This is a genomic window from Polynucleobacter sp. 80A-SIGWE, from assembly GCF_018882295.1.
GTDB lineage: Bacteria > Pseudomonadota > Gammaproteobacteria > Burkholderiales > Burkholderiaceae > Polynucleobacter.
This window is the reverse complement of the sequence record NZ_JACVOR010000001.1, coordinates 746323-761382: the sequence shown is the minus strand read 5'-3', so window position 1 is coordinate 761382 and position 15060 is coordinate 746323. Positions and strand designations below refer to the sequence as shown.

General features: G+C 45.5%; 13 protein-coding genes. 1 reads left to right on the top strand and 12 read right to left on the bottom strand.

All coding sequences use genetic code 11. The features are described 5' to 3' along the window. Nucleotides 1-16 precede the first annotated feature (16 nt). Nucleotides 17-1069 carry a helix-turn-helix transcriptional regulator gene (locus ICN25_RS03955; RefSeq protein ID WP_216179186.1) on the bottom strand — a complete coding sequence of 351 codons (1053 nt, stop codon included), beginning with the start codon at nucleotides 1067-1069 and terminating at the stop codon, nucleotides 17-19. 81 nt (nucleotides 1070-1150) lie between these two features. Then, nucleotides 1151-1777 (bottom strand): response regulator transcription factor, encoded by a 627-nt coding sequence (locus ICN25_RS03950; protein ID WP_216179185.1) that lies wholly within the window; start codon nucleotides 1775-1777, stop codon nucleotides 1151-1153. A gap of 229 nt (nucleotides 1778-2006) precedes the next feature. Here ICN25_RS03950 and ilvD point away from each other — a divergent pair, with 229 nt between their 5' ends. Next, complete coding sequence (ilvD, locus tag ICN25_RS03945; protein WP_216179184.1) at nucleotides 2007-3695, top strand: dihydroxy-acid dehydratase; 1689 nt, start codon at nucleotides 2007-2009, stop codon at nucleotides 3693-3695. Nucleotides 3696-3790: 95 nt separating this feature from the next. Here ilvD and ICN25_RS03940 read toward each other — a convergent pair whose 3' ends face one another. The 10 genes from ICN25_RS03940 to ICN25_RS03895 all read right to left on the bottom strand — a co-directional run bounded on the left by ICN25_RS03940 (nucleotide 3791) and on the right by ICN25_RS03895 (nucleotide 14866). Further along, nucleotides 3791-4255, bottom strand: coding sequence for a copper chaperone PCu(A)C (locus ICN25_RS03940; RefSeq protein WP_216179183.1), 465 nt, complete (start codon nucleotides 4253-4255; stop codon nucleotides 3791-3793). Nucleotides 4256-4270: 15 nt separating this feature from the next. Then, on the bottom strand, nucleotides 4271-4753 hold the full coding sequence (locus ICN25_RS03935; protein WP_216179182.1) for a TlpA disulfide reductase family protein: 483 nt from the start codon (nucleotides 4751-4753) through the stop codon (nucleotides 4271-4273). Continuing rightward, a complete protein-coding gene (locus tag ICN25_RS03930; protein WP_216179180.1) occupies nucleotides 4750-6018 on the bottom strand; it encodes a sialidase family protein in 1269 nt (422 codons plus the stop codon). Before ICN25_RS03930 ends, ICN25_RS03935 begins: the two co-directional genes overlap by 4 nt. After that, nucleotides 6015-8162, bottom strand: a complete 2148-nt coding sequence (locus ICN25_RS03925; RefSeq protein WP_216179178.1) for a TonB-dependent receptor — start codon at nucleotides 8160-8162, stop codon at nucleotides 6015-6017. The genes ICN25_RS03930 and ICN25_RS03925 overlap by 4 nt, the downstream gene beginning before the upstream one ends. Nucleotides 8163-8231: 69 nt before the next feature. Beyond that, nucleotides 8232-8606 (bottom strand): DUF2946 domain-containing protein, encoded by a 375-nt coding sequence (locus tag ICN25_RS03920; RefSeq protein WP_216179176.1) that lies wholly within the window; start codon nucleotides 8604-8606, stop codon nucleotides 8232-8234. 97 nt (nucleotides 8607-8703) lie between these two features. Further along, on the bottom strand, nucleotides 8704-10203 hold the full coding sequence (locus ICN25_RS03915) for a tripartite tricarboxylate transporter permease (protein ID WP_216179174.1): 1500 nt from the start codon (nucleotides 10201-10203) through the stop codon (nucleotides 8704-8706). Between the two features lie 41 nt (nucleotides 10204-10244). After that, the gene (locus tag ICN25_RS03910) at nucleotides 10245-10772 is read right to left on the bottom strand and encodes a tripartite tricarboxylate transporter TctB family protein (protein ID WP_216179172.1); all 528 of its coding nucleotides are present in this window, start codon (nucleotides 10770-10772) and stop codon (nucleotides 10245-10247) included. Between the two features lie 86 nt (nucleotides 10773-10858). After that, entirely contained in the window at nucleotides 10859-11857 is a 999-nt protein-coding gene (locus ICN25_RS03905) for a tripartite tricarboxylate transporter substrate binding protein (RefSeq protein WP_216179587.1), read from the bottom strand. Nucleotides 11858-12044: 187 nt separating this feature from the next. After that, nucleotides 12045-12521 carry a DUF1854 domain-containing protein gene (locus ICN25_RS03900; RefSeq protein ID WP_216179170.1) on the bottom strand — a complete coding sequence of 159 codons (477 nt, stop codon included), beginning with the start codon at nucleotides 12519-12521 and terminating at the stop codon, nucleotides 12045-12047. Next, the gene (locus ICN25_RS03895) at nucleotides 12518-14866 is read right to left on the bottom strand and encodes an ABC transporter ATP-binding protein (RefSeq protein WP_216179168.1); all 2349 of its coding nucleotides are present in this window, start codon (nucleotides 14864-14866) and stop codon (nucleotides 12518-12520) included. Before ICN25_RS03895 ends, ICN25_RS03900 begins: the two co-directional genes overlap by 4 nt. Nucleotides 14867-15060 lie beyond the last annotated feature (194 nt).

The following is a 15060-nucleotide window of genomic DNA, read 5'->3' as shown; positions in this document are numbered from 1 at the left end:
CTAATCCTCCGAAGGGTTAGCGCTGCTGAGAATCTGTCCGGTCTACGGGTGGTGCCACCACTTCAGCAGCTTCCAATATCAAGGTTTTGTAATTCAAATTTGTCAGGCGCACTTTTGCGCCTTGAAAAAATACGTCTGCCTGAGCAAGGCCACCAGTCAGCACTTTAAACGGCGGCTTGCCATAAAAGGATGCGCCCACACCAGGCTCAACCATCTTGTTCTGTATCTTTCCAGAAGCATCACTTACGCAAATCACTTGCTTGGTTTTAACTTGCACGTAAACCATATCCGCAGCCTTACGGGGCGCATCAGGCTTATAGCTAATAATGCCTTCCTCAGCCGGGCAAGCTGTTGAGGCCTCGGCACTAGCCGCAGGAACCGGCACTGCTGGCACAGCCGCGGCTGGGGCGACTGGCGCAGGCTCTACTGGGGTTGCAGCAGGAGCTGGTTCAATAATTTCTTCTTTGACAACAACGATTTCTTCTGGCTTGTCAGCAAAAAAGAGTGGGCGCAAGTTAATTACTGAGAACACCAGCGCAGCCAATACGCTGAGCCAAAGAAACATCTTCTTTGATGAGGTAGGCTTTGAGCTTGATGAAGCTGCGGAAAAAGGAGTTTGTTTTAGGGTAACTTTTGCAGGTTCTACTTTTGTAGTTTCTGCTTTTTGGACTGGATCTTTTTTTTCTTCTTCAGTCACTAATACGGGAGCTTGAGTCTCCTCCACTACCTCTTTAACTGCTACAGCTTCTTTTTTTGACTGCGCTTTTTTTGCTGGAGCTTTAATAGGCTCTTCAACTTTTGACTCTTCAATAATTTTTACTGGGGCTTGAGAGCCATAGTCAAATGCTTCCTCATCACTTAAGTTCAGAAGCTTTGCTACTTTCTTAGCAGCGGTAAATTTATTCTGAGCTCCGTAGAAATAGCTGGACTCGCCATTTTCAATTTGAGAGATTTGATGATGTGAAAGACAAGCCATACCACCGAGATCTTTTGCGCTGAGGGCGAGCTTTTCCCTGGCTTGAGCAAATGCCTCTTTACGAATCTCAGGTAGCTTAGTATTAGCAGTCACGAAAGTATTTAAAGTGATTTATCTGTCGAAATGATGCCCAATAATAGTGCCTATATAACACCAGGGAAATTAGCTCAAGAGCTAGCTTTTCTGGATGTTTTCTAAATCGGATTCAAGATACTTTGCTACCAATGTTTGAACTGACTCCACATGCATCTTGTCCATCACTCTAGCCTTATGGACCTTAATCGTGGCATCTGTTGTTCCCAGTTTGACGGCAATATCTTTATTAAGCAATCCCTTGACCAGCCAAAAGCAGACTTCCTTTTCTCTAGGCGTGAGGGTCGCATAGTCTTTCTTGGTTTCCACCTCTTTAGAAACGCGTTTGAGCTGACGTCTATCAAACTCCAGGGCATCGGCAACAGCCTTCAATAAATCCTCCAAATTGAAGGGTTTAAAGAGGAAATCAACCGCTCCGCGCTTCAGGCTTTTGACGATTTGATGGGGGTGGCTCTGGCCGCTCACAAACACAATCGGGGTTTTACGACCAAGTTGGATCAATTTTTCCTGTAGATCTAGGCCAGTCATATCTGGCATTTGCATGTCGAGCAAGATAACTGCAGGTGCTACAGGTAGTGAATCCTCTAAAAATGTCACAGCAGAGGAGAAATCCTCCACGATATAACCTACATCCTTGAGCATTCTGCTTAAAGAGGTACGCATCGACTCATCGTCGTCGATTAGGTAAATATGGCCAACTTTAGTCATTGAATTTAAAAGGAAAAGTAATAGATAAGGCAATGTACCGCAGCTTTTTTACCAAGGATATTAGCTCTCAAGCTAATAATGAGGCCCAATCAGCAAATACAATAGAGAAATCTGCTTGTTGCGGCGCATGACAGGAGCATAGGAAAGACTACATAAACCCCTGCGCTTCTACTGGTCTCACGGCACAATAGAGCTTTTCGACAAATTCTTTTCTGGAGTCAATATCAGCATGAAACGCCTCAATGAACGCTCGCGCAATGTCACCGAAGGGGTTGCTCGCGCACCCAATCGCTCAATGTATTACGCGATGGGCTATGAAGAGAAGGATTTTGTTAAGCCGATGGTTGGTGTAGCAAATGGTCATTCCACCATCACCCCTTGTAATAGCGGTTTGCAAAAACTGGCAGACGCAGCGGTAGCTGCTCTTGAAGAAGCTGGTGCAAAAGCGCAAATGTTTGGAACACCCACTGTCTCCGATGGTATTGGCATGGGTACTGAAGGCATGAAGTACTCCCTCATCTCACGTGAAGTGATTGCGGACAGTATTGAAACTTGCGTCAACGGCTTATGGCAAGACGGTGTTCTAGTCATCGGCGGTTGCGATAAGAACATGCCGGGCGGCATGATGGCGATGGCACGCACTAACGTACCCAGTATTTATGTTTATGGTGGAACGATTAAGCCAGGTCACTTCAAAGGCAAAGATCTGAACATTGTTTCCGCATTTGAAGCTGTTGGTGAATTCACCTCTGGTCGCATGAGTGAGGAAGACCTCAAGGGCGTAGAGCAACATGCTTGCCCAGGTAGCGGCTCTTGCGGCGGTATGTACACTGCAAACACCATGAGCTCCTCCTTTGAAGCTTTAGGTATGAGCCTGCCCTACTCTTCTACTATGTCCAATGTAGATGCCGAGAAGGTTGCCAGTGCTCATGACTCAGCTTTAGTGCTAGTTGAGGCAATTAAGAATAATTTACGTCCACGCGACATCATCACCAAAAAATCGATTGAGAATGCAGTTAGTGTGATCATGGCTGTTGGTGGATCCACTAACGCTGTTCTCCATTATCTAGCTATCACCAGCGCTGCTGAGATCGACTGGACTATTGATGACTTTGAGCGCATTCGTAAGCGTGTTCCCGTCATCGTCGATATGAAGCCTTCTGGACAATATTTGGCAACCGACCTTCATGAAGCTGGCGGTATTCCGCAAGTCATGAAGATCTTGCTAGATGGCGGACTATTGCATGGCGATTGCATAACGATTACTGGCAAAACGATTGCTGAAACATTGAAAGACGTTCCATCAGTACCGCGCGCCGATCAAAAGGTGATTCGCACTTTAGACAACCCGCTGTACAAGCAAGGTCACTTAGCTATTCTGAAGGGCAACATCTCTCCTGAAGGTTGTGTTGCCAAGATTACTGGTCTCAAGAACCCATCCATTACTGGCCCTGCTCGTGTATTTGATTCCGAAGATGATGCAATGGCAGCCATCATGGCGCAAAAGATCAAAGACGGTGACGTCATGGTGATTCGTTATGAAGGCCCTAAAGGCGGCCCTGGTATGCGTGAGATGCTTGCCCCTACCTCTGCCCTCGTTGGTCAAGGCTTAGGCGAGACAGTAGGCCTCATCACTGATGGACGCTTTTCTGGCGGCACTTGGGGAATGGTTGTAGGTCACGTTGCCCCTGAGGCTTTTGTGGGCGGTGTAATTGCCCTTATTCACGAAGGTGACTCGGTGACGATCGATGCCCATAAGTTACTCATTCAACTCAATGTGAGCGATGAAGAGATTGCGAAGCGTCGCGCTGCCTGGGTACAACCTAAACCACGCTATACCCGTGGCTTACTTGCTAAGTATGCTCACCTTGCGAGCACTGCAAGTAAAGGTGCAGTAACCGATCTCAATTTGGATTAACCATAAGCAATAAATCCAAAGCATCAAAACAAAAAGCCCCTAAGTAAAACTAGGGGCTTTTTTAATGCCGAAGCTGAATGCAAAAAACTATGTGCTTAGTGCTTCATAGCTCCAGAATTACCCATAGCATTCACAGGCATCTTCACTTCCACCTCACCCGCTTTAGCAAACTTGAGCTTAACTGGAACAGTCTCGCCTGCAGTTAATGGCGCCTTGATATTCATGAACATCAAATGCATACCGCCTGGCTTTAATTCAACGGCACCACCTGCTGGCACGGGGATATCTTTCACTTGACGCATTTTCATGACATTGCCTTCCATGGCCATCTCATGCAGTTGCACCTCGCCAGCCACTGGAGAGCTAGCTGATACCAATAAATCCACGCCACCTTTGTTTTCGATCTTCATAAAACCACCAGCAGCCATTTGGCCCGGCACAGTTGAACGGGTATAGGCATTCTCAATTTGCAGAGAGCCCACTTTTGCGTTTTGAGCATAGGCTCCAGTAGTAAATGCTGCCGCAGACAAAGAAATTAAACCAATCACAATATTTTTCAAATTACTCTCCTTAAATTAATAAACACCTTTAGCGAACCACTTCTTTAACTCAACAAAATTTATCGGCCCTATTTTCCGGACTATCTTTCCATTTTTATCAATCAACAAAGTCATTGGAGTTTCACCACGCCACTGCGGATCAATTTCATGGCGAAAATAATCATCGAAGGGAGTATTTAAGTAATAGCTGGAAGCTTTATCTAAGCCGGCCTTAGCTAACATTTTTTTAGTCGCTTCGAGGGGTACTTCATCAACCTGAATGAATATCACCTTCGCACTTCTATCCGTGGAGAGAAACGTGCCCCATTGAGGCATTTCTCTTGCGCAAGGCGCACAAGTGACGCCCCAAAAATGAACGGCCACTGCTTGGCCAGCATTTTTCTTTAATAAAGAGCTCCAATCCCCTTTCTGATAAGCCTGAATAGTGGATACATCCGCAAAGGCAGTGTGCATTGTCAGAACAAATAGAGAAAGGGTAAAAAGTATTTTTTTCATCATTTGCCGTTTAGTTTAATGACTTGATAGCCATCGGCTCGGGTTAGCCAAGATAAAAAGACATCGCCCCCATTACTAATTAACAGAGGGTGATCTGAATAAGCACTTGTCTGCGCAATCAAGGTTGCCTGAGACCATGTAACGCCATCATCCGGTGATTTCTTAAGGTACACAGATGTCTTTACCCCATCAAACCCCTTCCAAACTAACCAAATGGACTTATCCTGAGCGAGGAGATAAGGGCGCGAAACATTCTCATGCTCACCTCCAATTCTGATTGGATTCGAGTAGGTTTCGCCCTGATTACTAGAGTTGGAATAGAACACTCCAGATCGAGCAGCTCCCTGAGTAAACCAAGCCACATGCATTTTTCCAGCACTAGAAACTGTGATTGCAGGGCCATGGTGAGGGCAAGCATCAGTCTTCCATTCATCTTTAGAGACTCTGCGAATTTTTCCGGACGAGGATTCCTTAATTAACTGCGTGGCGTGATCACGTATACCACCAGGGAAAATAGCTCGATAAACAATGACTACCCCACCCTTTGGATCAATGCTGGAACCTATACGACAGCATTCACAACTCTGTTCATTAGCTATTTTCTCAGGCTGAAACGTTTTCCCAGCATCATTTGAAAATGAGTAAGCGATGGATCCACCAAGACGCGGATTACCCGACTTCTTCGCATCAGCAACTAAACGCTTATCAATCCAAGCCAAGAATATGGAGTCATCTTTACCAATCACCATTGAAGGAAAGCGCTCGCTAGAACCATTTTTTATCAGCGGGATGGGGGTCGTAAAACTGAGACCTCCGTCGGAGGATCGAGCAGTATTAATCTGTGCATTCCAATTACCATCTTTGAAAAATGCATAAGCCAGAAATATATTACCTTTGGAATCAGAAACGATTTGTGGGCGAGCATCACTTCCAGCGTCCAGAGATTTTCCATGTTCCGCAATAACTATAGGGGATGTAAACGTCTTTCCCAAATCATCAGATTTAGCAACTGAAACAAATCCACCACCAGTCCAGGCCAGAAGCAACTTACCATCCTTACCCAAAAATGGCGTTGCAGAATTCGCGCAATCTAAACCCGATCCCTTGCATGATGAAGAAGGCTTGGCAGGCGCACTCGCTCCGGAGTGGGATGCGTGGTCCATTTGAGCAACGGCCAGATCAATCCCACCCCATACCAAGAGACTCAGAATTAAAACCTTGGCCACGTCACGTGGCTTGAAATGAAGTGAGTTTTTTATTGTTATCAAAATGTTATCCGACCACCAACAGTGATTGTTTGAGGCTGACCAGCAATGTATTGAGAGCCGGAACCAAATGTTACGTAATTACGGTTTAATAAGTTCACAGCACTCAAGTAAACAGTTGCATTTGGAGTTACCTCGTAGTTAGCTCTTGCACCCACTACAGCATATGCCGGTATTGGCGAAGTATGAGCCGTGTCATACCAAGAATTTCCAATATAACGCACTGAGGCAGTCAAACTTGCCTTTGGTACCGGAAAATATGTAAGGCTTGCACTACCCATATTTCTTGGTGTTCCAGCAATCTGAACGCCAGTTGGGTTCAATGCCTGACTAATTGCCCCATAGGTGGAAGTTAATACAGCCTTGGTGAGCGTATACCCTAAATCTGTTGCCCATTTAGAGCTAATGTCATAGTGAGCCTGCAACTCTAAACCAGTACTTCTTAACGACTGATCATTACTATAGGATTTTGCCCCAGCCGTGCATACTGGCGCGCATGTACTTGCGATTTGAGCGCTTGTCATAGTGTACGTAGCAATAGCATTTGTTACATTTGCATTAAATCCAGTTACCTGTATAAAACCGGATCTCCATCGGTAATCAGATCCAATCTCATAACCAGTCATATTTTCTGGGGTTAGCAGTGGATTATTGCTGACATAACTAGAACCTGAACCATAACTACGTATGGAATTGTTAAGTCCAGGCGCATGAAATGCTTGATAAGCAGCGGCCCTAAAATCAAGCTCTTTTGATGCTCGGTACAACAAGCCTAGATTTGGGCTGAACTTAGTTTGAGACTGATTTGGCACTGCCTGACTTACCTGGGCTTGACCAACCTGCTGAGTGTAATTTACAGGTATCTGACTGGTCCAGTTATCCACCCTGGCTGATAAGGTAGCTTGAAGAGGTATAGATGTTAAGTTTGATTTTACTTGACCCAAAATACCTAAAAAGTTTTGCGTTCCCTGAGCAACAACCTGAGAAGTCATTACACCCAATTTACTAGTTTGTAAATTTGCATTGCCGGGAGAGTTATAGTTATTTTGAAAGTTTGATGCGGATAACTGCTTCGCATCAGCACTTAAGATAAGTTGATCAATTACTGCATTTTGAAAGTTATTTGTATATTGAGCTGAGCCCCCAACTTGGTAGTAGGGATTGTGGAAGGTAGCATTAATATATGGGCTATTTGAGGCTACATTTTGCTGCTGCAAGGTCGTGTTCTCATAGAAAGCATTGACCTGAACTTGCTCACTAGAATTCAGCCTTGTAGTGGTGCCGCCGGAAAGCGTTGTCTCATTGGTAGATTTTCTAGCAAAGTTGTAACCGCCCGTAGGTAAGTTCGACATTGAATGAAGTCCGAAATTGAAGAATCCATCAGTGTCCCGACTAACCTTTAGAGCGCCTTGTAAACGATAGTTAGCACTCTCAGCACTTTCATTTCCCATCCCACGCTTAAGGGCGGCTTGCGAAGACGGAGAAATTGTTGCGATATTTTGGTAGCCCTCGGTACTAAAGTAATCAGCTGAAGCTCTCAACTTAAAGGAGTCGCTTATTGAAAATTCTTTTGATACGGCTGCAGTCCCAGTTGCGTAAGATCCAATACTTCCCGACACCTCGCCCTTGTTATCGCTGATGGGCTTGGTAGTAATGTTAATCACACCGCCCATACCCATATTTCCATAAAGACTAGAAGCCCCGCCGCGAATAAACTCGACATCTTGGATTGCTGACATTGGCACTAAATTCCACTGCACGGTTCCATACATCGCATCATTAGCAGGCACACCATCAATCAGAACTAAAGTTCTCGCATTTCCCAAGCCTCGGACGTTAATACTTTGTCCGGTTGGATCTTTCTCGTAATAAGGCTGATCGTTTAAAAATACGCTTGTCTGGTTTTTAAGAACTTGATCAATCGTTTGGTCGGGTGCAATCTCCAACTCTTCTTTCGTCAGAATTGTGGTGTTCTGAGTCATATCCTTAAGAGTGGTACCTGATTTCGTCGCAGTCACAACCATATCAGCCAATTTCTGATCGTAATCAGGCGGAGGTGCAATTTGAGCCTGAGCACTACTAGATATCAATACCGATCCACATAGCATGCCAATGCATACGCTAATTTTCTTTTGCTTCAAAAACATGTAATTCTCCACACAACATCACGGCAACTTGGTTGCCAACTACATAGCTAGGCTATGCCCTAAAAAGATTTAGGCTTGTGTGGGAGGTGCTGCTGAAGGCGGTGTTACCCAAACAGCGAGAGGCTTGGGTGATTGATAGAAAAGCTGTGGCAGCAAAGACAATGTTTGCGGCGCTTGGAATGTGAGGTTCGTATTGAACGATGGAGCAATGCTTGTGTGAGCAACGCAGTATGGGCAAGGCTGCATAGATTCAGATTCATTCGCCTGATCATCGCCCTGCACCTGAATTTGCATCTTAGCGCCATCAGCAGAACAGATTTCCATTGCAAAACCTTGACCATGCTTCGCTAGCGATACCGCTTGAGAAACTGCTGGCGCAAGCGCACTCATTGCGATTGCTAGAGCAGCAATCCAGTGAATGAGGCGATTTTTGCGGAAATTCATGATGGGGAGATTTTATCGGAATTTTGCTTTAGGCATGAAAAAAGGGGCTTGCGCCCCTTTTCCCTTATGAAATCGCTATTTCTAGCTTATTTCACTCTTATGCTGCAGCTGCCTTTTTCTTGCCAATAACTTTGCCAATCAATGGCCAGAACAGCAATACCAAAGCCAATGTAGTGATCGCACCTACCAAGTAGTTAGAGAAGAAAATATCTAAGCTACCTTGTGAGAACAACATGGACTGGCGGAAAGAATCTTCTGCACGGTCGCCCAACACCAAGGCCAAGACCATAGGTGCCATTGGGTAATCGAGTTTCTTGAAGACGTAACCCAACACGCCGAAGCCCAACATCAACCAAACGTCAAACATCGCATTGTGGACGGTGTATGCACCAACCGCACAAATCACAATAATGACTGGAGCAATGATGGAGAACGGAATTCTCAAGATTGAGGCGAACAATGGAACGCAAGTTAATACAACAAACAAGCCTGCCAAGTTACCCAAGTACATACTAGCGATCAGACCCCAAACAAAGTCTGGCTTCTCAACGAAGAGTAATGGACCTGGCTGTAAGCCCCAGATCAACAAACCGCCAAGCAACACAGCAGCTGTTGGTGATCCTGGGATACCTAATGACAACATTGGTAACAAGGCGGCTGTACCAGCAGCGTGAGCTGCTGTTTCTGGAGCAACAATACCTTCCATTTTTCCAGTGCCAAACTTGTCACCTTCTTTAGATACGCGTTTTGCAACACCGTAAGCCATGAAAGATGCAGGAGTAGCACCACCTGGAGTGATGCCCATCCAGCAACCAATCAAGCAGCTGCGCAATGAAGTTGCCCAATATTTTGGTAACTGCTTCCAAGTTTCCCAAACAACCTTACCGCGAATCTTCGCTGCAGCACCTTGGAAGGCCAAGCCCTCTTCCATTGAAAGAAGAATCTCGCCAATACCAAACAAGCCGATCACAGCGATCAAGAAGTCAAAACCACGCATCAACTCTGGGTTACCGAAAGTTAAACGCAACTGACCTGTAACGGTATCCATACCAACGGTAGCCAAAGCAAAGCCCAACATCATTGCTGAAATTGTCTTGAATGGCGAACCTTTATTCATACCCACAAAACTACAGAAGGTCAGGAGGTAGACCGAGAAGAACTCCGGCGGACCGAATTGGAGAGCGAACTTCGCAACCAATGGTGCCAAGAAGGTAATCATCACAATCGCAAAGAACGCACCCACAAATGATGATGTGAACGCTGCAGTCAATGCTTCGCCAGCTTTACCATTACGAGCCATTGGATAACCGTCAAAGGTTGTCGCAACAGACCATGGCTCACCAGGGATGTTAAAGAGTACGGATGTAATCGCACCACCAAACAATGCGCCCCAGTAAATACAGGACAACATGATGATTGCGGATGTTGGAGGCATTGTGAAGGTTAAAGGCAACAGAATCGCAATACCGTTCGCACCACCCAAACCAGGCAATACTCCAATAATCACACCAAGAGTTACACCAACAAGCATTAATAGCAAGTTAAAGGGTGTCATTGCAACGGCAAAGCCGCTGAATAGAGCGTTAATTTCTTCCAACTTAGACTCCTTTTTTAATCTTTTTTAATAGTTATTGTTTTTTAATTTACGCCCACAAACTCGAGTGGATTGAACCATGCACCATGTGGCAATGGAACTTGGAACCAGTATTCGAACATGAGGTAAAGCGCCGCGCTCACACCAACAGAGACAGCAACAGCCTTCCAAATTGGATATTTTCCCAGCCACACCATGAAGACTGCGATGTAGAGAGCCGAGGAAACATAAATACCAATCAATTGCACGCCAAGCACAAACACAATTGCTGGCAACAATACCGCCATCACCTGCTTGGCGGGCTCGCTATCAACAAAGGATTCGGTTTTCTTTTTCTTGTTCACGATTGCAGATTGATACAAAGTAACCGTACTAGATAGCATGATGATCAAGCTGATATAGAAAGGGAAATAACCAGCCTCTGGACCATCAACACCCCAGCTAGCACCCAACTTCAGACTACCAATCATCACTGTCAGACCTATTGCCAGGAACACGAGCGATGTAATGATGTCCATCGCTCTCACGCTAATGACTGAGTCTTGATTTGTATTGTTTGTATGTTCAGACATTTTTATATTTTTTAATAAAGTTAGTAGATACGCTTGCTCAAAAAATAGGACCCCGCTTTTAGGGGTCCTATTTAATTTCTCAAAAATTACTTAGCCAAGAAACCAGCTTCAGCCATTAATTGCTTATGCAATGCTTCATTTAATGTGAGCCAATTTCTGAACTCTTTACCAGTCATAAATGTCTGATTGAATGCGCCATCAGCCATAAACTTCTTCCACTCTGCTGTCTCACGTACTTTTTTGAACACGTTGATGTAGTAATCAACTTGCTCTTGAGTTACGCCAGGAGCCATGAAAATGCCGCGCAACATCACGTAGTCAGTTGGCACGCCAGCTTCTTTACAAGTTGGAACATCATTCCAAGACTGAGTTGTAGTGATCTTTTCTTTGTAAGGCATACGAGTGTCATCAAATACGCACAATGCGCGTAATTTGTTTGCACGCCATTGAGCTACTGCTTCAATTGGATTGTTCACAGAAGAATCAATGTGATTACCAACGAGCTGCACAGCAACGTCGCCACCCCCCTTGAATGGGATGTATGTGAACTTAGCGCCAGTTGCTTTTTCAATCGCTACAGTAATGATCTGGTCTTCAGACTTAGAGCCAGTACCACCCATCTTGAACTTGCCAGGGCCAGCCGCTTTAGCTGCGTCGATATATTCCTTGGCAGTTTTGTAAGGCTTGTCAGAGTTATCCCATAAAACGAATTGGTCAAGTGCCAACATGGCTACTGGAGTGATGTCTTGCCAGTTAAATGGAACGCCTGTTGCCAATGGAGTTGTAAACAAGTTGGAGAGCGTAATCACGATCTTATTTGGATCGCCCTTAGCTTCTTTCATTGCCAAGAAGCCTTCAGCTCCAGCGCCTGCACCCTTGTTCACAGGAATCACTGCCTGTTTCATCAAGTTGTTCTTTGTAATGATGCCTTGGATCATGCGCGCCATTTGGTCAGCACCGCCGCCAGGACCGGCAGGAATAATGAACTCAACTGGCTTGGTTGGTTCCCAAGCAGCAAAAGCAGGTGAAACAGCAGCAGCACCGAGGGCTAATGCGGTGGAAATCAATGCCCCTTTTAACTTCATCTTCATGAACGCTCCTCCAATAAATTTTGAATACCAATATTACTTTGGCTTCTCTTTGTTATGCATGGATTTTTATCCATATCAGGGCATGAATACTTGATTGCCATCAATATTTGCCAAATGGACAGTTAGGGGTAACACTAGCTTATTAGTAGTAACCCTAGTACGACTTTTATGGGGGAAATTCTTAACGGAAGCGATCTAAAAGTTTCTTACTCACTTTATCTAGCTGAGTGGAATCTTTGATCAAAAATTGGAGGCCATTGGAGTCAGCAATCAGAAGCGTATTGCCAGCAATACGGCGAATGTCTTCCTCGCCCTTGAGGCGAATTCTGGTGGGGCCACGGTCAGTTTCGATATCCCAAATACTCGGGGTAGCAAAAGTAGACACCTTGGTGATTTTTTCGATCACTGGCATGAACTCACGGGCAGCTAGCTCCTCTTCGATCAGAGCTAACTCACCCTCTGGAATAGCGGTGATGCCATCAAACCAACATAATTCTTTGCCAGACTGATCCATGATGGAGATACCAGCGCCTGGAGCGGTAATCGGGAAGGCTCTAACTGGATAGACACCTGTATGACGTGTGCCAGCAGCGTCAACGAATACAAGTCGACCTAGCGCATCACGCCCTAAGGTGTGCGACTGTTGATGATGACTCATACGCCACCTCCAGTTTCTTTAGCGATCACTTGCAGGCGCTCTTCTTCGCGTTCATTTTTGCTTTCTTCAATGCTTTCACCAATAGCGCCACCTTCAACCAACTCGGCAGCATGGCGTAGCTGAGCTTGATACAAGGCGTAGTACGCACCCTGCGCATCCATGAGCTCATCATGCGAGCCAATCTCCACAATCTCACCTTTATCGAGCACAACCAAGCGGTCTGCTTTTCTTAGGGTGGAAAGTCGATGGGCAATCGCAATCGTAGTGCGGCCCTTAACTAGATTATCCAAAGCACGCTGAATTTCTTTTTCAGTAGTGGTGTCTACCGATGAAGTGGCTTCATCCAAAATCAAAATACTTGGATTAATTAAGAGCGCGCGTGCAATTGAAATCCGTTGACGCTCACCACCTGAGAGAGATTGACCGCGCTCACCGACCAATGAGTCGTAACCAAGTGGTAAGCGAAGAATAAATTCGTGTGCATGTGCGGCGCGTGCTGCTTCAATAATTTCTTCACGAGTAGCATCCGGCTTGCCGTAAGCAATATTTTCCGCAATCGTGCCAAAGAATAAAAATGGTTCTTGTAAAACTAAACCAATGCGCTTGCGATAGTCAGCAATTCCGATACTACGAATATCGCGCCCATCCAATGCAATGGAGCCTGCACTCACATCGTAGAAGCGGCAAATCAAGTTCACTAAAGTACTCTTACCAGAGCCGCTATGCCCAACTAAACCAATCATTTCTCCGGGGGCAATATCTAAATCAATGCCTTTAGAAACCGCGCGGTTACCATACCGGAAACCCACGCCCCGCAAGGAGATTCGGCCTTTGACTTCACCCAAGGGCGCTGGATTAATTGGCTCAGGAACGCTCGAGACATGATCCAAGATATCAAAAATACGCTTAGCTCCAGCAGCCGCTTTTTGCGTATGAGAAACGATGCGACTCATTGAATCGAGTCGAATGTAGAAGCGTCCAATGTAGGCAAGGAATGCAATCAACACACCAACAGTAACCTTTTGATGTGCCACCTGCCAAATACCGAAACCCCACACCACTAAGAGACCAGTTTCAGTTAAGAGTGTGACTGTTGGGGAAAACAATCCCCAGACGCGATTGACGCGATCATTGATTTGTAAATTGTGTTTATTGGAATCAACAAAACGTTTGAGTTCGCGGTCTTCTTGAGCAAAGGCTTTCACTACTCGAATACCCGGGATCGTATCAGCCAAGATATTGGTTACTTCAGACCAAACGCGATCAATCTTTTCAAACCCAAAACGGAGTTTGTCTCGCACTACATGAATCATCCACACGATAAATGGCAATGGTGCCAAAGTGACCAATGCGAGCAAAGGATCAATCGACACCAAAATTGCTGCGGTCATCGTAATCATGATGACGTCGGTCGCAAAGTCCAAAGCGTAAAGAGATAGGAATACGCAAATGCGGTCAGTCTCAGCGCCAATACGCGCAATTAAGTCACCCGTTCTTTTGCCGCCGAAATACTCTAAGGACAATTTGAGTAAATGCTCAAAAGTCGTATTACGCAAGTCTGCGCCAATACGCTCACTCACCAAGGCCAGCAGATAAGTCTTCCACCAACCCAAGCCCCAGGCTACGATTGCCGCAGCAAATAAAGCCAAAAGGTATTTGGTGGCCAGAGCAAAATCAATCGGATTACCTTTTTCATAGGGAATCAACACGTGATCCATTAAAGGCATCGTCAGGTACGGCGGAATGAGCGTAGCGCCGGTAGAGAGCAAAGTCAGCACGAAACCCAGTAAAAGCTCTTTTTTGTAAGGGCGTGCAAAACGCCAAAGCTTAAATAAAGTCCAAGTAGATGGAGGGGCATCCTCTTCCGGGTCGCAAGTCGGACATGCATCTGAATTGGCAGGCTTAGGACTCAAACACACCGGACACACCTGCTTGTCGTATTCAGAAGCCTCAGGCTCTTTAGTGGCCTGATCACCTTTTATTAACTGCTTAAAACTACTTTGTAGGCGCAATACTTGTGGATTGACGGCTAAGGTGAAATACCAAAGTCGCAGCAGACTAGTCTCAGACTCCAATTTGAGGTGCCCTACTCCAGCATGATCTCCATGCGAAAGATGAGCCCCAGAGCTAATAGGCCAGAATTCTGAGTGAGTGCCGTCCGTCCAAAATAAGCCCGTTGGGATCAAACAAAGCAGGCTTTTTTCAAAGCGCATTTCACCATCAAGATCCAGCTCAACCCATGCCAGCATTGAGTTGGCATCTTTTACTGGGGATTGGGGTGCTTCTAAAGCGCTAGCCCAAAGCGTTGGCAAAGGGGGAGCGGTTGGGGTAATTTCTGGCTTCATTAGTCCTAAAAGTATAGTGGAGCTAGATTTTTTAGATTTAGTAAGTCTGTCAACTTTACAGGGCAGAAAGCCGTTAAATTAACGAAGTAGGCTTTTTTGTGTATTTTTGCTAATTTTGTGGATTTTGAATAATTACTAGAACCAGAGAGATAGTCTGAGTCATCCCCGCCCTCACCCTCTGAGGCTGCGCCAAG